General features: G+C 73.6%; 16 protein-coding genes. 6 read left to right on the top strand and 10 right to left on the bottom strand.

What is annotated here, in order from left to right; translation table 11 throughout:
- Window positions 1–10 precede the first annotated feature (10 nt).
- Window positions 11–1,063 carry a M23 family metallopeptidase gene (locus JEK78_RS11625; RefSeq protein ID WP_200264112.1) on the top strand — a complete coding sequence of 351 codons (1,053 nt, stop codon included), beginning with the start codon at window positions 11–13 and terminating at the stop codon, window positions 1,061–1,063.
- Between the two features lie 150 nt (window positions 1,064–1,213).
- Here JEK78_RS11625 and trmB read toward each other — a convergent pair whose 3' ends face one another.
- Both trmB and JEK78_RS11635 read right to left on the bottom strand, forming a co-directional pair.
- The gene (gene trmB / locus JEK78_RS11630; protein ID WP_200264113.1) at window positions 1,214–2,005 is read right to left on the bottom strand and encodes a tRNA (guanosine(46)-N7)-methyltransferase TrmB; all 792 of its coding nucleotides are present in this window, start codon (window positions 2,003–2,005) and stop codon (window positions 1,214–1,216) included.
- 263 nt (window positions 2,006–2,268) lie between these two features.
- The gene (locus JEK78_RS11635) at window positions 2,269–4,092 is read right to left on the bottom strand and encodes an ABC transporter ATP-binding protein (protein ID WP_242483041.1); all 1,824 of its coding nucleotides are present in this window, start codon (window positions 4,090–4,092) and stop codon (window positions 2,269–2,271) included.
- Window positions 4,093–4,343: 251 nt separating this feature from the next.
- On the opposite strand from JEK78_RS11635, the gene JEK78_RS11640 reads away from it, so the two are divergent.
- Together JEK78_RS11640 and JEK78_RS11645 are read left to right on the top strand one after the other, a co-directional pair.
- Window positions 4,344–6,320: an alpha/beta fold hydrolase gene (locus JEK78_RS11640; RefSeq protein ID WP_242483042.1), complete on the top strand. Its 1,977-nt coding sequence runs from the start codon at window positions 4,344–4,346 to the stop codon at window positions 6,318–6,320.
- 4 nt (window positions 6,321–6,324) lie between these two features.
- Window positions 6,325–6,936, top strand: coding sequence for a hypothetical protein (locus JEK78_RS11645; protein ID WP_242483043.1), 612 nt, complete (start codon window positions 6,325–6,327; stop codon window positions 6,934–6,936).
- Window positions 6,937–7,007: 71 nt separating this feature from the next.
- Here JEK78_RS11645 and JEK78_RS11650 read toward each other — a convergent pair whose 3' ends face one another.
- From JEK78_RS11650 to JEK78_RS11675, 6 genes are all read right to left on the bottom strand, one after another.
- Entirely contained in the window at window positions 7,008–7,205 is a 198-nt protein-coding gene (locus tag JEK78_RS11650) for a hypothetical protein (protein WP_200258221.1), read from the bottom strand.
- Between the two features lie 250 nt (window positions 7,206–7,455).
- A complete protein-coding gene (locus JEK78_RS11655; protein ID WP_200258224.1) occupies window positions 7,456–7,650 on the bottom strand; it encodes a hypothetical protein in 195 nt (64 codons plus the stop codon).
- Between the two features lie 106 nt (window positions 7,651–7,756).
- A complete protein-coding gene (locus JEK78_RS11660) occupies window positions 7,757–7,945 on the bottom strand; it encodes a hypothetical protein (RefSeq protein ID WP_200258226.1) in 189 nt (62 codons plus the stop codon).
- A 248-nt stretch (window positions 7,946–8,193) separates the two neighbouring features.
- Window positions 8,194–8,385: a hypothetical protein gene (locus JEK78_RS11665; protein WP_200258228.1), complete on the bottom strand. Its 192-nt coding sequence runs from the start codon at window positions 8,383–8,385 to the stop codon at window positions 8,194–8,196.
- A 102-nt stretch (window positions 8,386–8,487) separates the two neighbouring features.
- Window positions 8,488–8,676 carry a hypothetical protein gene (locus tag JEK78_RS11670; RefSeq protein WP_200258229.1) on the bottom strand — a complete coding sequence of 63 codons (189 nt, stop codon included), beginning with the start codon at window positions 8,674–8,676 and terminating at the stop codon, window positions 8,488–8,490.
- 22 nt (window positions 8,677–8,698) lie between these two features.
- The gene (locus JEK78_RS11675) at window positions 8,699–8,902 is read right to left on the bottom strand and encodes a hypothetical protein (protein WP_200258230.1); all 204 of its coding nucleotides are present in this window, start codon (window positions 8,900–8,902) and stop codon (window positions 8,699–8,701) included.
- A gap of 358 nt (window positions 8,903–9,260) precedes the next feature.
- On the opposite strand from JEK78_RS11675, the gene JEK78_RS11680 reads away from it, so the two are divergent.
- Together JEK78_RS11680 and JEK78_RS11685 are read left to right on the top strand one after the other, a co-directional pair.
- Window positions 9,261–9,908 (top strand): response regulator transcription factor, encoded by a 648-nt coding sequence (locus tag JEK78_RS11680; RefSeq protein WP_200258231.1) that lies wholly within the window; start codon window positions 9,261–9,263, stop codon window positions 9,906–9,908.
- Between the two features lie 31 nt (window positions 9,909–9,939).
- Window positions 9,940–11,184: an ATP-binding protein gene (locus JEK78_RS11685; protein WP_200258233.1), complete on the top strand. Its 1,245-nt coding sequence runs from the start codon at window positions 9,940–9,942 to the stop codon at window positions 11,182–11,184.
- A gap of 96 nt (window positions 11,185–11,280) precedes the next feature.
- Here the strand turns inward: JEK78_RS11685 and lhgO are convergent, their stop codons facing one another.
- Window positions 11,281–12,495, bottom strand: a complete 1,215-nt coding sequence (gene lhgO / locus JEK78_RS11690; protein WP_200264116.1) for an L-2-hydroxyglutarate oxidase — start codon at window positions 12,493–12,495, stop codon at window positions 11,281–11,283.
- 227 nt (window positions 12,496–12,722) lie between these two features.
- Entirely contained in the window at window positions 12,723–14,144 is a 1,422-nt protein-coding gene (locus JEK78_RS11695) for an MFS transporter (RefSeq protein WP_200258235.1), read from the bottom strand.
- 712 nt (window positions 14,145–14,856) lie between these two features.
- Between JEK78_RS11695 and JEK78_RS11700 the strand changes: the two genes are divergently transcribed.
- The gene (locus JEK78_RS11700) at window positions 14,857–17,034 is read left to right on the top strand and encodes an asparagine synthase-related protein (RefSeq protein WP_200258237.1); all 2,178 of its coding nucleotides are present in this window, start codon (window positions 14,857–14,859) and stop codon (window positions 17,032–17,034) included.
- The last annotated feature ends 44 nt before the right edge of the window (window positions 17,035–17,078 follow it).

A 17,078-nucleotide genomic window follows, 5' to 3' on the forward strand; every position in this document is an offset into this window, starting at 1 on the left:
GTGCGCCCACGTGGCGTCCAACCGGCCTGCTCCCGAGGCCCCGTTCGTGCACGACCAGCCGGGTGGCCGGCCCTCCGACCGACGCGACGGCGACACATTCGTCCACGGCGCCCCCCAGGGTGACGGCGGCGGGTGGGAGGAGTGGAACCCCACCGCCGAGTCCGTCCGCCCCGTCCGGGGCCGGCACCGGGTGGCCAAGCAGCGCGGCGGTCTCGCCCGCAGTTCCACCGTCCTCGGCGTGGGTGTCATCGCCGCCGTCGGCGCCGGTGGCCTCGCCACCGCGCAGACGGGCAAGGCGCCGGTCGCCATCTCGCTGCCCGACCTGTCGCACGTCGGCTCCGTGATCGCGGACGAGGACACCGTCCCCGAGACCCCGGCCCCGCTCACCACGATCGGGATGACCGCCACGGACAGCGCCGACGGCGCCTCCGACGCCGGCGAGGCCCTGCGCGCCCGGATCGTGGCGCAGGCCGAGAAGCAGCAGGAACAGGTGGACACCCAGGTCGCCGCGGAGGCGCGCGCCGCCGCGGAGAAGGAGGCGGCCGAGGCCGCCGCCAAGGCCGCCGAGGAAGCAGCCGCCGAGGCCGCCGCCGCGAAGGCGAAGGCCGACGAGGAAGCGCGGAAGAAGGCCGAGGAGGAGCGGCTGGCGAAGCTCGCCAAGCAGTACACGCTGCCCACCTCCTCGTACACCATCTCCTCCTCCTTCGGTCAGGCCGGCGCGTACTGGTCGTCGGGCTATCACACGGGTGTCGACTTCGCCGCCCCCACCGGAACGCTCCTCAAGGCCGTGCACAGCGGCACGATCACCTTCGCGGGGTGGGACGGCAGCTACGGCTACAAGACCGTCCTCACCCTCGACGACGGCACCGAGGTCTGGTACGCGCACCAGTCCTCGATCAGTGTCGGCGTCGGCCAGAAGGTCGCCACCGGGGACGTCATAGGTCGGGTCGGTGCCACCGGCAACGTGACCGGTGCGCATCTGCACATGGAGGTCCGCCCCGGGGGTTCCTCCTCCGGTGTGGATCCGCTGGCCTGGCTGCGGGACAAGGGCCTCACGCCCTGACGGTTGCCCCGGAGCGGGCCGGTTCAATCCGCTCCCGTCCGGGGCCGCGTCGATCCGTTTCCGTCGGTCCCGTCCCGGCACCCCGGGATGGGAGCGTCGGTCGACACGCGCCGGGGTCGCGGGCCGACCGGCGGGTCCCGACGGGGAGACTCAGCCTCGCGTGGGGTCCACACGTCGAAAGAGCAGGTCGTTCACCCGGTGCCCCTTGTCGAGCCCCTGCGCCTCGAAGCGGGTCAGGGGTCGGTGGGCGGGGCGCGCGGCGAAGCCGCCGTCGGGGCGGGTGTTCGCGAAGTCGGGGTGGCGGGTGAGGACGTCGAGCATGTGCTCGGCGTAGGGCTCCCAGTCGGTGGCGCAGTGCAGGATCGCGCCCGCGCGGAGCCGGGACGCCGCCAGACCGAGGAACTCGGGCTGGATCAAGCGACGTTTGTGGTGCCGCTTCTTGGGCCAGGGGTCGGGGAAGTAGACGCGCAGGCCGGCGAGGGAGTGGGGCGGCAGCATCTCGCTCAGCAGGATGATCGCGTCGCCGTTGGCCACCCGGACGTTGCGCAGCCCCTCGCGCTCCGCCAGGGAGAGGAGGCTGCCCTGGCCCGGGGTGTGGACGTCCACGGCGAGGATGTTGGTGTCCGGGTCGGCGGCGGCCATCTCGGCCGTGGCCTCCCCCATGCCGAAGCCGATCTCCAGTACGACCGGCCCGCCGTCGCCGAACAGCTCGGCGAGGTCGAGCACCCGCCGGCCGTCGACGTCGACGCCCCAGGTCGGCCACAGGCGCCGCAGGGCGTCCGCCTGGCTCGCGGTGACTCGGCTCCGGCGGGGTTGGAAGCTGCGGATCCGGCGGTCGAAGTGGGCACCGGCGGGGTCGGCGGCGGGCCCCTCCGGGAAGCGGGGCTCGCGCTGGGCCCGAGTTGGGCGCGGAGGTGTGGCGGAGGGGCCGTCGCCGCCCAGAGGGGTGGCGGACGTGCCGGGGCCCGCCGTGGCGGCGGTCGGTGCGGGGGCGTGGGGCGAGTCGGACACAGTGGGTCGATTTTACGACCTCCCGGCTGGGGTGGGGCAGGCGGACCGGGGCAGCCGGGCCGCCCGGCCCCGTCTTCGCACCGCATCCCGCGCCCGTGCCTCGATCACGCGCCGGGCCCCGCCCTCTTGCCGCCCCCGTCCCGCCTCTCCGCCGCCGGTGCCCCACGGCCCCGGGGGCGGAACCCCGCCGCCTTCTACCGGCCGGGCCCCTCGGGGGACGCGTGGTCGCTCTGCTCGCCGAACTGCGTCCCGGCCAGCTCCCGGTACAGCGAGTCGGCCGCCAGCAGCTCCCGGTGCGTGCCCGTCGCCCGCACGCGACCCTCGCTGAGGACCAGGATCTGGTCGGCGGCCACCACGGTGGAGAGCCGGTGGGCGATGGCGACGATCGCGCACTCCCGGGACAGCTCGCCGAGGACGTCCCGCAACGCGCTCTCGGACCGCGCGTCCAGGTGGGAGGTCACCTCGTCCAGCAGCAACACGGACGGGTGCTGCAGGAACGCCCGGGCGATGCTGAGCCGCTGCCGCTCTCCTCCGGACAGGCCCGCTCCCTGGTCGCCGAGCTGGGTTTCCAGGCCTTCGGGCAGCGCCGCCACGACGTCGGCGAGCTGGGCCTTCCGCACCGCCTCGTCGATCTGCGAGGGCGTGGCCTCGGGGTGGGCGTAGACGAGGTTCTCGCGGATCGTGCCGCTCATCGCGGCGGTGTCCTGCTGGACATAGCCGATGTGCGATCGGAGGGCTTCGAGGGACAGCGAGTCGAGTGCCTGGCCGGCCAGCTCGATGCGGCCCGAGGTGGGCTCGTAGAAGCGCTCGATGAGATGGAACAGCGTCGACTTCCCGGCCCCGGAGGGGCCGACGATGGCGCTCAGCCCGCGTGCCGGGATGGCGAAGCTCGCCCGGGAGAGGGCCTGCGGGCCGTCGGGGCCGGCGTAGCCGAAGGACACGTCGTCGAAGCGAACCGCCGGGTCGTGGTGCCGGTCCAGGTCGGCGGGCGCGGGTCGCGTCGCCACCGGGTCCGGCTCCTGCGGGATCTCGGCCAGCTCCGTGACGCGCTGCACGGCCGCGCGACCCTGCTGGAACTGCCCGATCGAGATGAACACCACGACCAACGGCGACACCATGTAGAACAGGTACATGATGAACGCGGTCAGGTCTGCGAGCTCCATGCCGCCGCCGGCCACCCGGGTCATCCCGACCGCGACCGTGATCGCCAGGGACGCCTGCAACCCCACGTTCATCGCCGGCGCCATGAGGGCGTTGAGGGCGCCGACCCGGACACCGGAGTGACGGGCCCGGGCGGCCAGTTCCGCGAGCCGTTCCTGCTCACGCCCCTCGGCCCGGGCGGCCTTCACCGTGGGCAGGGCGCTGAGCACGCGCTGGATGCCGATGCCGAAGTCCCCGGTGTCCTCCCGGTTCCGCAACGCCGCGTGGCGCAGACGCCGCGCGATCAGCAGGGCCACGACACTGGCGACGGCCAGACAGCCCAGGGTGATGAGCATCAGCCAGGGATCGATGATGAACATCAGGACCACACCACCGATGGTCATGAAGCCGTTGATCGTCAGTTGCGCCAGGCTCTGGGACAGCGCGATCCGGACCAGTGAGGTATCGGTGACCATCCGGGTCTGCACGTCCCCCTGCGGATGGGTGGTGAACGCGGCGAGCCTGGCCCGCAGCAGACGCCCCGACAGCATCCCTCGCACGTCCCGGACGATGTTCTCGCCGGCCCGTCCGATCAGATAGGCCTGAAGGGAACTGAACACCGCGTCCGCCAGGAACAGCAGACAGAGCACGGTGACCGGCCAGGCCAGTGACTCGCCGAGACCCGCGGAACGGACCAACAGGCCGATGACGTACGGCTGCGCGAGCCCGGCGGACACGCCGATGACACCGATCAGGGTGCCGACGACGAGAAGGGTGCGATGCGCGCCCGCCATCCTCCACACGGAGGCGCTCCGGGTTCCGGCGCGCGCGTCCGGGGGAGCGGTCGCGGCGATCGGCTCGGGGGCTGGTCTGTTCATTCGTACCCCTGTCGTGTGCCGGACTGGCGATGTCCGCCGCGAGGTTCTCGCCGGGCGCCGTCGCCATCGGGGCCCGGCCACGGCTCACACCCGCCGCGCGGGCGACGGGGGCCGCGCACGGGCCGGCCTCACCCGGTGGACATATCGGTCACAAGACATCGTTGCTCATAATTCGCCCGATGTCTCATTCGTTCCTAGTCTGGTGAGTAGGCACATCGACCGCATCGTCACGATGTCGGGGGATTCTGGCGGTGCCCGACCTTTTGGAGGGGCGGATGCCGAAGGCGCGCAATCTGCCTGCGAAGGCCATGTCGTTTTTCCTGGGCCCGATACCCGTGTCCCGCGAGCGGGCCATGGGCGTCGCGGAGCGCCTCGCGGCGACGACGACACTGGTCTCCAGCCTCGAATACCTGCGGCGCCCGGAGGATCGGCAGCCCGGTGGGCTGAACGACTGGGACATAGCCCGTGACGCCCTGGTGGTCTACTCCCCGCTTCGTCGCAAGGTCCTGGACATCATCGGCGACCGGCGGACGACCAACGCGCTCTTCGCCGGCCAGGCCGTCGCCGCGGCCTCGCTGCTGTTGCCCGGCAACGGCCGGTGGCGTGGAGCGGCCAACCTGTTCCTGGGACTGGTCAACGTCGGTCTCTACGCCCGACGGCGGTACGGCACCGACGGCTCGGACCAGGTGGCGGTCCTGGTACAGATCGCGATGGGGGCGGCCCGGCTGTCCCGGGTGCCCCAGGTGCGGGACGCCCTGCTCTGGTACGTCGCCCTCCAGTCCAACCTCTCCTACGCCGTCTCCGGATGGGTCAAACTCCTCGGTCCCGAGTGGCGGGGCGGCCAGGCGCTGCCCGGCATCATGCGGACCCGGACATACGGCCACGAGGGCATGTGGCGCTGGGCGCACGACCACCCGGTTCCCGGACGCCTGCTGGCGCACAGCGTGCTCGCCCTGGAGTGCCTCTTCCCGCTGGTCTACCTCCCCGGCAGGCACCTGGTCCGGCCGATGGTCGTCAGCGCGGCGGCCTTCCACGCCGCCAACGGCTACTTCATGGGGTTGGGCCGCTTCTTCACGTCGTTCACGGCGATGCACCCCGCGGTCGCCTACACGACCACCCCGCGCTCCCGCCCCGAGGTGGCCGGTCGGGACGACACCGCGGTGAAGGCCGCCGGCATCGCCCTGGCCGCGGCCGTCGCCATCGGCTTCCTGCGCGCCGCCGACCGGCGGCAGTGGGTCCGGGACAGCTGGCCCGGCAGCAAGAGCGTGGCCACCCGACACGGCAATCGGATCAGCTACTTCCGCACGGACGGCACCGCCGAGGGCGACCGGCCCGTGGTCGTCTTCTGCACCGGCCTCGCCGCCTCGCCGGAGATGTTCGGCTGGCTGCTCCAGACGCTCGGTGACGACGGCCGCAGCGACGTGGTCACCTACAGCCGGGCGGGGACCGGGCCCAGTTACTACTCCGGGTCGGAGCCGTACACCCTGAACGAGTCCGTCGACGACCTGATCGACCTGATCGACGAGGTCGCCCCCGAGGGGCGGCGGGTCGTCCTCGCCGGCCACTCGCTGGGCGGGGAGATCGCCCGACGGGCCGCGCTGCGGCTCGGCGACCGGGTGAGCGCCATCGTCTACATCGACAGCTCCCACCCCGAGGAGTTGCAGCGGTCGGAGGCGCAGAGCGAGACCGCCGCACAGCTGGACAGCTCCCTTGGGATCGTCACCACCAGCCTGCGCAGCGGCATGGGCGTGCTCATGCCGCACCCGGAGTGGGTGGGCGACCTGCCGGCCGGGATGCGCCCCCGGGCGTTCGCCCAGTACGCCGACAGTCGGATGTGGTGGGCGGGACGCCGGGAGTGGAAGGCCGCCGAGGAGGACTTCCGCGCCTTCGAGGGGCCGCTGGGGAAGCAGTCGAGCCACGCCCTGGTGATCACCGCGGAGAAGACCGTCACCCACGACCCCGTGCACGCGCAACTGTGCGAGGAGACCGGTCAGGCCCACGAGGGCGACGGCCGTGTCGTGCGCTCGGTGACGATCCCGCTCGCGGGTCACGAGTCGCTGGTGACCAACCCGCGCTTCGCCCAGCAGACGTCCCGGCACATCGTCACCTTCCTGCAGGACATCGGGGCGGTCCGGGAGAAGGACGCCGCCGACGACGACGAAGCCGTCGCGGCGCGGCCCATCCCGTCCGAGGACGGCTCGCCCGCGACCGAAGCCCGGAATGAGTGATCACATGGCTGTGACATCCGTGAGCAGCGTCTTCACCGGGCCGGGCGGGATCACCCGTCTGGTGTGCAGCGGCATGCTCCTGAGCACGCTGGCGGCACAGCATCCCAACCAGATGTTCGCCCGGGTGAACAAGCTGGACAAGACGTCCGTCCTCCTGCCGAACTGGCGCTTCTTCGCGCCGACCCCGGCGCAGCACGACTACCAGTTCCTCTACCGGACGCTGAGCTACGACCGGGAGACCTCGCCCTGGCAGATGGTCGAGGTGATCAACGAGCGGCGGCTGGCGCAGTTCGTGTGGTTCCCCGGCCGGCGCGCGGAGAAGGCCATCTTCGACCTCTGCCAGGAGGTCCTCACCGTGCTGGGCGACGGCTTCGAGGTCGCCGCCCACCACCCGGCCTACCGCATGCTGGTGGAGTTCATCCGCGACCGGGTCAACCGCTCCGGCGCGCCGGGAATCAAGGGATTCCAGTTCGCGCTGGCCCGCGCGGCCGGTCACGACCCGTCGGAGGAGCCGCAGATCGTCTTCGTCTCCCCGTACATCCCGCTCCGCCCGGCCGAGGAGGACTCCGGCCGCCCGGTGGCCCGCAAGGCCGCAGACGGCACCGCGCCCCCCTGAGACCGAGGCGCGCCGGGAGGGCCGCCCGCGACCCAGCGGGCGGCCCTCCCGGCGCGAGTCGGTGGGGCGCCTCAGGTGACGGTGACGGCGTGCGCGAGGCCCACGGTGGCGGCCATGGCGGCTCCGATGGTCGTCACGCCGGCGCCGGCGGCGTGCGCCATGGCGGCCATGACCAGCGTCGGGATCGGCGGGTCGGTGTGCCGACTCGGGGCGTGCTCGTCGAGTTCCCGAGGGTCCTGGTTCGCCATGACTGTCTCGGTGCCGACCATGGTGTGCCTTCCTCCGGTGGTCGTGTCGGGCTTCGCCGCCTCGGGATGGGGCGATGCGCGACTCGCGTACGCGTCTCTTCCCGCCGTCCCGGGACCCAGGACGGCGGGACGCTTCCTTCGCCGGATGCCTCGGGCGCGCCCTTCGGTGCGGAGACCGGCGCGGAGAGGCTTTCGCTTCTCGGGTCCGGTCGAGGCGCGGGGCCGAAGTCCGGACGGCATACGCCATCCTGACTTCGGCCCCGTCGGGCGGTCAGCCGTCGACGGCTTCGGCCACTCCGTAGGCGGCCCCGGTCAAGGCCCCGACGGAGAGGCCGGCGCACACGGCCGCGGCCGGGGTGAAGGTCACGGGGGCCGATGCCTGTGCGTGCCGGCCCGGCTGGTCCTCGCGGAGGTCGCCGGGAGCCGCGCCGTCCAAGGCGGTCCGAAGGGGGGTGGTGGCGTTCACGGGAGGTCTCCGTTCTCCTTGTCGGTTCTCTGTTTCTCCGGCGACCCGGGTGGTCTCCGGACGAGGGGAGCGTTGTCGGTCGCGCCCTCGCGATGGGGGGTTGTGGTCAGCCGAACACGGTCACGGCGTACATGGTCGCCACGGGGGCGCCGGCCGCCAACACGCCGACGACGCTCATGCCCACGGACACGGTCACGGCGATGAGGGTGGTGCTCGCCCGGCCGACGTGCCGACCCGGATCGTTCTCGTCGAGTGCCTCGGCGGTCAGAGCGGCGAGGATCGTTTCGGTGCTCATGGCGGGCCCTTATCCGGTGGTCGTGTCGGGCTGCGCCGCCTCGGGGCGGGGCTGCGGGCGACGCGCGACGCGCGCGTGACGCCTTGCGGTCCAGGACGCCGGCGGGCCTCCTTCGCCGGATGCCCCGGGCGCTCTCCGGCGGGGAGACACGCCAGGGGCGAGGCCTTCGATGCCCGGGTCCGGTCGAGGGGCGGGGCCATGGGTTCCGATGGCATACGCCGTCGGTCCCCCATGGCCCCGTCGGGCGGTCAGCCGGTGTGGGCGGCCGTCGCGTAGGCGACCCCGCAGACGACGTAGACGGCCACACCCGCGCTCATGACCGCGAGCGGACTGGCGGCCACGAGGCTCCGTTGTCGGGTGTGCCGGCCCGGCTGGTCCTCGTGGAGGTCGCCGGGAGCCGCGTTGTCGAGGGTGGTCCGCAGGGGGGTGGTGGCGTTCACGGGGGTCTCCGTTCTCCTTGTCGGTTCTCTGCCGGTGACCCGTGTGGTCTCCGGCACCGAGGGGAGCGTTGTCGGTCGCGCCCTCGCGATGGGGGGTTGTGGTCAGCCGAACACGGTCACGGCGTACATGGTCGCCACGGGGGCGCCGGCCGCCAACACGCCGACGACGCTCATGCCCACGGACACGGTCACGGCGATGAGGGTGGTGCTCACCCGGCCGACGTGCCGACCCGGATCGTTCTCGTCGAGTGCCTCGGCGGTCAGAGCGGCGAGGACCGTTTCGGTGCTCATGGTGGGCCCTCCTTCCGGGTCGTCAGCCGCTGCCTATGGTGGCCGCCACGACCGGGGCCGCCACGCTGGCGATGATGGCCACTCCGACGATCACGCCGGTCACGGCGAGCGTCACGGTCGACGCCTGGTCGCCGATCCATCCGCCGTGTTCCTCGCCCAGGGCGTCTCGGTGGTCGCGGTCGAGCCGTGTCCCGAGGCGGACCGTGAGGTCGTCCGAGACGGTCATGTGGGGTCTCCTCGTGCGTCGATCACGGATACGCGGGTGGGGCCCGACTCCGTTGTACGGGGGGCGGACACCGGGAGGTTCTCGTCCCACCGCGCTACCGGCTTTCCTCGAAGTCTGGTCCCGGCCGGGAGCGGCGGGGGTCCCCCGTGTGGGTCGGTGACGGGGCGAAAGGCCGGGTCCGGTGATCGGGGGAGACCGGGTCACCCGACCGGGGGAGGCCCCGGTTCGGGGGCGGGAGGAGGGTGTGGGACTTCCGGCGGCCGGGTCCCGGCGGCCTCGCGTCGACGCGCTGGGCGGTCAAAAGCCGTTCGGTGTTACAGAATGGAGGAAAAGGGCCTCTGCTGACGAAGGTGAGCCCATGCAGACAGGTGTGCAGCGCGTACGAGTGGTCGTGGCCGACGATCACCCCGTCTATCGGGCGGGTGTGACCCGGGCTTTGGACCAGAGCGGCCAGGTGCAGGTCGTGGCCGAGGCCGCGGACGGCATGGAGGCCCTGGAGTTGATCCGCGAGCACGAGCCGGACGTGGCTCTCGTGGACTATCAGATGCCGAAGCTCGACGGCATAGCGGTGATCCGGGCCGTGGCCCGCGAGGGGCTTCCGGTGCGGTCGGTGCTGCTCTCCGCCTTCACCGACGACGCCCTGGTGTTCGACGCCGTGCGGGAGGGGGCGGCGGGATACCTCGCCAAGGACGCCTCGGTCCGCGAGATCACCGAGACGGTCACCAAGGTCTCCCGGGGCGGCACGGTGCTGCCCAGCGACCTCACCAAAGGCTTGATGGACCAGGTCAGGCGCCGGGCGGAAGCCGACCGGGTGGCGCTCAGCGAGCGTGAGACACAGGTGCTGAGGGCCTTCGCCGAGGGACGGAGCATCCCCGAGATCGCCGAGGAGCTCTACCTGGCACCGAGCACCGTCAAGACGCACACCCAGCGGCTCTACGAGAAGCTGGAGGTGAGCGACCGGGCCGCGGCCGTCGCCGAGGGCATGCGGCGCGGCCTCCTCGAGTGACGCAGGCCGATCGGACCCTCGGGAAGTGACCGTGACCGCTGCAGCAGGCAGGAGCCGGCGACCCGCTCGGGCGGGGGGCTATCTGGAATCCCAGGCCGAGGCCCAGGCCTTGGTCGGCGAGCGGGTCCAGAGCATTCTGCGTCTGGTGATCGTGGTTCTGGTCGCCGTGCAGCTCATCCTGTTCCCGCCCCGACGCAACGAGCACCTGTGCGGAGTGGTCCTCGTCGTCTACGCGCTGTGGGCGGGGATCGTGCTGTGGCGCATCTGGCGGCCCGACCACCGCCCCACGGAGGCCACCTGGCGGCTGCTTCTGATCGACCTGCTGGCCCTCGGAAGCCTTCTGGCCATCTCCGGGGGGTTCCAGACCCCCGACATCACCCATCCGCCGGTCGGCGACGCCTTCTTCCTGATCCCCGTCCTGGCCGCCTTCCAGCTGCGACCCGGGGTCACCGCGGTGATGACGGCCGCGAGCGCGGCGGTGTTCGTGCCGGCGGTGGTCCTGGAATTCGGCAGTCCGGACAGTTGGTGGCCGATCGTCGTGTACGTGGTGCACCTGGTGTTGCTGGGGTTCATCTGCACCCTGCTCTCCAGGGTCCAACGGGACCGCGCCCGCAGCGTCGGCAGGTTGATGGCCAACGGCCGGGAGCTGCTCGGGCAGGCGATGGACGCCGCCGAGCGGGAACGCCGCAGCCTTGCCGAGTACCTCCACAACGAGAGCCTGCAGAACGTCCTCGCCGCCCGCCACGAGATCGAGGAGGCGCGCACGACCGGGACGACCGAGCCCCTGGAACGGGCCGAGGAGACGCTCGCCGAGGCGAGTCGGCAGATGCGCTCGGTGCTGACCGAGCTGCATCCGGTCATCCTGGAGCACCTGGGGCTGGAGGGGGCGGTGCGCCGCCTGGTGCAGAACACGGAGCAACGCGCGGACCTGCGGATCCAGGCCCGGTTCGGCACCATCCCGCGGTTCGAGGCGGAGCGGGTCGCCTTCAACGCGGCGCACGAGCTGCTGAACAACGTCGCACAGCACGCGGACGCCCACAGCTGCCTCGTCGACCTGCGGGTCAGGAACGGCCGACTTCTCCTGCGTGTCGAGGACGACGGGCGCGGCATCCGCCCCGACGCCCTGGAGAGCAGCATCCGGCGTGGCCACATCGGCCTCGCCTCGCTCCGGGTTCGGATCGAGGCCGCGGGAGGCACCATCAAGCTGCTCTCGCGCCGCCCCCAGGGGACGACCGTCCTCGTGGAACTCCCGTTGGACGAGGAGGCGCCGGACTAGGGACGGCGGACGCCCGGAGGCGCTCCGGCCCGGCCCGGCCCGGCCCGGGCCGGGCGGGGAGCGGCACCGCCTCGTCGCCCCGAGCCGGGAAGCGGCCTACCGCTCGTCAAGCGCGTCGAGGACCCGGCGGGCCACCTCCCGCCCGATGGGCAGCGCCGCCGTCGCGGCGGGGGAGGGCGCGTTGAGCACGTGCGTCGTGCGCGGGCCCTCGGTGATCAGGAAGTCGTCCGCCAGGGTCCCGTCGGCCGGCACCGCCTGGGCTCGCACGCCGGAGGCGGTCGGCAGCAGGTCGTCCTCGCGCACCGAGGGCAGGAGGCGGCGGACCGACTCGGTGAAGGCCCTCTTGGAGAGGGAGCGCCGCAGCTCGCCGGCGCCGTACCGCCAGTGACGACGGGCCAGGCGCCAGGAGCCGGGCCAGGCGAGCGTGGTCGCCAGCTCGCGGGGTCGGACGGTGCCCGGGGTGTAGCCCTCCCGGGCCAGGGCGGGGACCGCGTTCGGTCCGACGTGCACGGTCCCGTCGACGCCTCGGGTCAGATGCACGCCGAGGAAGGGGAACGCCGGGTCGGGGACGGGATAGACCAGCCCACGCACCAGCTCGGGGCGGGCCAGCTCGAAGTACTCGCCGCGGAAGGGGATGATCCGCACTCCCGGGTCGTCTCCGGCCGCCCGGGCGATCTCGTCGCTGTGCAGGCCGGCGCAGTTGACCAGGTGACGGCCGCGGACCACCTCGCCGGAGCCCGTCCGGACGGCGACTCCGAGGGAGGGGCGGCGGTCGACGCTCAGCACACGCGCCCCATAGCGGATCTCCGCCCCGGAGGCCGCCGCGAGTCGTCCGGCCACCGCCGCGTAGTCGCAGATTCCGGTGGTCGGCACGTGGATCGCGGCGAGGCCGCCGACCTCCGGTTCGTACTCCGCCATCTGTGCCGTGCCCAACTCGCGGACGGGGATGCCGTTCTCCCGGCCACGCTGGGCCAGAGCGTGCAGGCGGGGCAACTCGGCGCGGTCGGTGGCCACGATCAGCTTGCCCGGCACGGCGTGCGGGACATCGTACTCGGCGCAGAACTTGATCATGTCGGCCGCGCCGCGGACGGCGTAGCGGGCCTTGAGGGAGCCCGGACGGTAGTAGACGCCGCTGTGGACGACGCCGCTGTTGCGACCGGTCTGGTGGCGGGCCGGGCCGCCCTCCTTCTCCAGGACGGTGACCCGGGTGCCGGGTGCCGCGCGGGTGATCGCCCAGGCGGTCGAGAGACCGACGATCCCGCCGCCGACCACCAGCACGTCGCAGTCGTGAGCGACCGTCCGCCGCACCATCCGCTCCACCTCCCGGGTTCGATAGTGCACTGCGCCACTGACAACCGCCTCAAACCCGGGGTCCGGCTCCCGCTCGGCCCGGCCCTCTCGCCGCCCGCGGCCGGCCCGGTGCGGGCGGGTCCGTGCGGCGGACGTGACAAGGGGGGTCCGGACGGCGGCGGGCGGCGCGGGTCGGTGGTGGAGCGGCGCCGAGGGCGTGCGGGCCCACCGCTCCGGCGCGCGGCGGGTCAGGCCGTCGTCATCAGGAGCGGACGGGCGCGTTCGCGCAGTTCCACGACCCTGGGCTCGTCGCCGTAGGGCTCCAGCCGGTGGAGCAGGTCCTTGACGTACTCGGTGGTGCGCACGGAGGAGATCCGGCCCACCACCTCCACCGCTCGCACCCCTTGCTCGCAGGCGGCGTCCAGGTTCCCCGACTCCAGCTCGGCCACCGCGGACACGACCAGGCGCAGGCCGTGGGACCGGACGAAATCGTCGGTGGGGCGGGACAACGCCTGCTCCGTGAAGCGGCGCACCTCTCGCGGGGCCTTCAGGTCCCGGTAGCACTCGGCCGCGTCGGCCGCGAAGCGGTCGTAGCCGTAGAAGCCGAGCCAGACCGGGTCGGTGTCGCCCGGGCGGGCCCGCTCCAGCCAGCTCTCGGCCGCCCGCAGGGCCCCGCCGGCGGCCTGGGCGTCGCCCGCGCGCGCGTGAGCGCGGGCCTCGACGAGCCGGAAGAAGCTGAGGGTGCGGGCGGTCGCCAGACCGCGGTTGCGTTCCAGCGCCGCCTGGGCCAGGTCGACGCCCTCGTCGCCGAAGCCCCGGTAGGTGGCCTGGAGGGACATCGAGGCGAGCACGTAGCCGCCCAGCGGGACGTCGGCCGCCGCCCGTGCCAGCCGGAGCGCCTGGATGTAGTAGCGCTGGGCGGCCTCCTGTTGACCCGTGTCGAAGGCCATCCAGCCCGCGAGACGGGTGAGTTCGGCGGAGGCGGCGAACAGCGCGCGGCCGACCTCGTCCGAGTAGCAGCCGAGGAGCAGGGGGGCGGCCTCGACCCGCAGGCACTCCGGGACCATCGAGGAACGCCAGTCCCCGCCGCCGTACTTGGAATCCCAGCGGCGGGCGTCCTCGGCCGCCTCGCGGAGCTTGCGGACGTCGCTGTGGCCGACCCGGGTCGGCGCGCCCGGCCCTTCGGCGGGGGTCTCCTCGCGGGCCACCGAGGTGTCGGCCGGGGTGATCAGCCAACGCGAGGCGGGCGTGGCGTAGGCGCTCACCGCGAAGGAACCGGCCAGCGACTGCCAGATCCCTCCCCCCTGGCGCCGTCCGGCCAGGTCCAGGCGGTAGAGGTCGGTCGCGCACCGCACGGCCTGGGCCACGTCCCGGGGGAAGGCCAGTCCGACCTCGGGCGCGGGGTCGGCGTCCGCGAGCCCGATCTCGTGCAGAGGGACCGGACGGCCCAGTTTCTGGCCGATGGCCGAGGCGATCAGGTGAGGTGCCGCGCCCTGGGGGACCATGCCCTTCGACACCCACCGCGCCACCGACGTCTTGTCGTAGCGAAGGGTCAACCCCCTTTGGGCACCGAGGTCGTTGACGCGTCGGGCCAACCCCGCGTTGGAGATTCCCGCGAGGGCGAGGACGGCCCCGAGCTTCTCGTTCGGCCCGCGTTGCTCCCTAGCCATGAGCCACCCCTCGACACAGCCGGCTGCCGCGCCGGCATAACCACGCGGCATTCGTAAGGCCAGCGTAGTTCGCCGCATCCCAGGCGTTAAGAGGCAAACTTCCGGTTGGCGGGATTGTGGTTAGCACTCAAGTGCGGGCTATTTACGGACAGTTGTGGTGTGCTCCCGGGCGTGTGGCCGTGCGCCCGCCCGTGCGCTCTTCACCGGTCGACGGGTGCGCGGTTGCATGGTCACGCGTGGGTCGGCCCGCTGTACTGGGTCCAGCGGGCTGGGGGACACCGCCGCCTTCGTCCCCGCGGGCGGCGGACCGGTCCGGGAGGCGTGCGGCGTCTCCCGGACCGTGCGTGATCGTGGGGAGCGCGGGATCATCGCGGAATCGCTCAGGTGTGTGCACAGAGCGTGTCCATCCGCGATGATCTGACCGCGAATTGGCTGAAAATTGGCTCCGTGGGAAGCGTGACGCGACCGCTCCCACCACGGCACTTGTGCGCCGACCCGGCGCGAAGGGGCGCTGTCGGGGGCGCGCCTGCGGCGCGTTTTCCCTCGCCCCTGATACCTCCCCGGCCACTCCGGCGCCGCGACCCCGTGTTCGCAAGGGCGCATCCAGGGGAGCACACGGGGCCCGGTCGGCGCTCGGGGGCGCGCCCTTCGTGGCAGCATGGGGAGCCGGTTCGTACGGTGGACTGGTTGCGCACGGCCCCTGGAGGCGGCGATGCGGTGGTTGGTGGGATGGAGCGGCACCGCCCCGGAGGCGGCCGGAGCGGACACCGGCACCGAGGGAGTCCCCGGATACGAGGGCGAGGCGCCCCATCCCGTGGGGTCCCAACCACTCTGGGGCGGACCGGACCCGTTGTGGGCCGTCGGGGACTGGCGCCCCGACGAGGTACGCGTCCTCAGCGTCGACCCGCACACCCGGATCGCGGTCCTCGGCCTCTGCGGCGCCTCCGACGAGCACCTGCGCGTCGCCCTCCTCGCCGCGCGCGGCGGCGCCATCCGGCACCTGACGGCCTGGCCGGGCAGCTACACCGCCGTCGTGCGAGTGGGGCGGCGGCTGATGGTGTGCGGAGACCTGGCCGGCGCCCGCCCCGTCTTCCACACGCCGTGGGCGGGCGGAACCGCGTACGCCACGGCCGCGTTGCCGCTGGCCGACCTCGTCGAGGCCGACCTCGACTTCGGCTACCTGGCGGCCCTCCTGGCCGCGCCCCACGTCCCCGCCGCCCTCGGCGACGCCACCCCGTACGAGGGCGTGCGACGCCTCCCGCCCGGACACGCGCTGATCCTGCGGGCCGGCGCGCGGGAGATCGCCGACTACGAGCCGACCGCCTCCCTCGCGGTGGCGACCCCCGCCGCCGACCCCAGGACGGCCGTCGACGCCGTCCGGGACGCCCTGGTGACCGCCGTCCGGACCCGGCTGGACGCCCCCCGGCACGTGCCGGGGGCCGGCGTCGACCCCGGCCCGGTGCCCGGCATGGGGCCCGCCGAACGACGTGCCGCCCGGGGGATGCCCGTGCCCGGTATCGGGGCCGACCTCTCCGGCGGTCCGGCGTCGGGGACGCTGGCCCTGCTCGCCGCCGGACTGCCGGGAGCGCCGGGGACCGTGCTCGGCCACGGCGTCGACCCGGGCGAGCGGCTGCTCGCCGTCACCTTCAACGACCTCGTCACGGGCGCCCGACCGACGTCGGAACTGGAGCGGGCCGGCGCGCTCGCCGCCAACCCCCGACTCCGCCACGTCGTCGTCGCGGGCGAGGAGGAGTCCCTCCCCTACGCCGATCTGGACGTGCCGCTGACGGACGAACCGGCCGCCTGCCTGGTCACGGCGGCCCGCCAGCGAGCCAGACTGGCCGCGGGGAGCGCGGACCACTTCGCCGGCTACGGCGCTCGTCAAGCACTCGACGCCCACCCGGCGCGCCTCGCCGACCTTCTGATGGACCGCAAACGGCGCCACCTGGTGCGTCCGGTGGCCGCGCTCAGCCGGGCGGACGGGTCGGTGATGGTGCCCGCCCGCGTCTACGCGGCGGCGCGGCGGCTGTCGCGGACCCCCTACCGCACCGGACTGGAGGAGCTGGCCGAGCAGTTGCTCCGCCGACCGGCCACCCGACCGGCGTGGACCGACCGGGGCGTTCCGCACCAGGGTGGCGCGGGCGACTTCGGCCCGGACGTCGGTGGCGGCGCCGGCGGGGCCTCGATCGCCGCGCTGACCTGGGGGCGGCCCGGCCCGGCGGCGGCGTGGCTGACCGGCGAGGCGCTCGCGGAGGTCTCGGCGCGCCTGAGGGGAGCGGTACAGCGGTCGGGGGCCGGTCCGGGGCGGCGGCCCGGCGACTTCCGCGCCCGCGCCGCCATGGCCCGGGAGGCGGCCGAGGTGAGGGTGTTGGAGCAGGCCGCGGAGGTCCGCTCCCAGCGGTTGCACACGCCCTTCCTCGACAACCAGGTGGTGCGGGCGTGCCGTGCGGTGCCCGAGGCCCTGCGGGTTCGCCCCGGGGCGCGGGGCGCCGTCCTCCGCTCGGTGCTGGAGGGGGCGGGCGTGTCCGGTCTGCCCGACGGCTGGGGCGCGCCGACCCCGCCCGGGGCGACGCCGGCGAGCGAACGGGCGGGGGTACGGGTCTCCGCGGACCGCCTGTTGGCGATGTTCGAGCGTCCGTTGCTGGCGGAGGCGGGGCTCGTGGAGGCGCGGGTCGTGCGCGGGGCGTTGCGCGGCGTGGCCGTGGGGGAGCCGGTGCCGCTGGACGGCTTGGCGGACCTGGTCTCCCTGGAGCTCTGGTTGGGCCGGCTGCTCTCCCGCAGGGGCACGTGTTGGACGGGCACGCCCGGCCGGGCGCGGGCGGTGCCCGCCGGGGTGGCGCCACGGCCCGGGGCGCCGGGCGGTGGCTCTCCGCCCGCGCTCCGGGCCTGAGCGGCCGCGCGGGCGGAGAGCCCGACGCGCCGGGCAGCCGGCGG

Source organism: Streptomyces sp. HSG2, assembly GCF_016598575.1.
Lineage (GTDB): Bacteria > Actinomycetota > Actinomycetes > Streptomycetales > Streptomycetaceae > Streptomyces.

Coding starts and splice junctions, on each gene's coding strand:
- JEK78_RS11645 (WP_242483043.1), top strand. CDS start 6,325: ATGGCTGTGACATCCGTGAGCAGCGTCTTCACCGGGCCGGGCGGGATC.
- JEK78_RS11680 (WP_200258231.1), top strand. CDS start 9,261: ATGCAGACAGGTGTGCAGCGCGTACGAGTGGTCGTGGCCGACGATCAC.
- JEK78_RS11635 (WP_242483041.1), bottom strand. CDS start 4,092: ATGAACAGACCAGCCCCCGAGCCGATCGCCGCGACCGCTCCCCCGGAC.
- JEK78_RS11650 (WP_200258221.1), bottom strand. CDS start 7,205: ATGGTCGGCACCGAGACAGTCATGGCGAACCAGGACCCTCGGGAACTC.
- JEK78_RS11700 (WP_200258237.1), top strand. CDS start 14,857: ATGCGGTGGTTGGTGGGATGGAGCGGCACCGCCCCGGAGGCGGCCGGA.
- JEK78_RS11660 (WP_200258226.1), bottom strand. CDS start 7,945: ATGAGCACCGAAACGATCCTCGCCGCTCTGACCGCCGAGGCACTCGAC.
- JEK78_RS11695 (WP_200258235.1), bottom strand. CDS start 14,144: ATGGCTAGGGAGCAACGCGGGCCGAACGAGAAGCTCGGGGCCGTCCTC.
- JEK78_RS11670 (WP_200258229.1), bottom strand. CDS start 8,676: ATGAGCACCGAAACGGTCCTCGCCGCTCTGACCGCCGAGGCACTCGAC.
- JEK78_RS11675 (WP_200258230.1), bottom strand. CDS start 8,902: ATGACCGTCTCGGACGACCTCACGGTCCGCCTCGGGACACGGCTCGAC.
- lhgO (WP_200264116.1), bottom strand. CDS start 12,495: ATGGTGCGGCGGACGGTCGCTCACGACTGCGACGTGCTGGTGGTCGGC.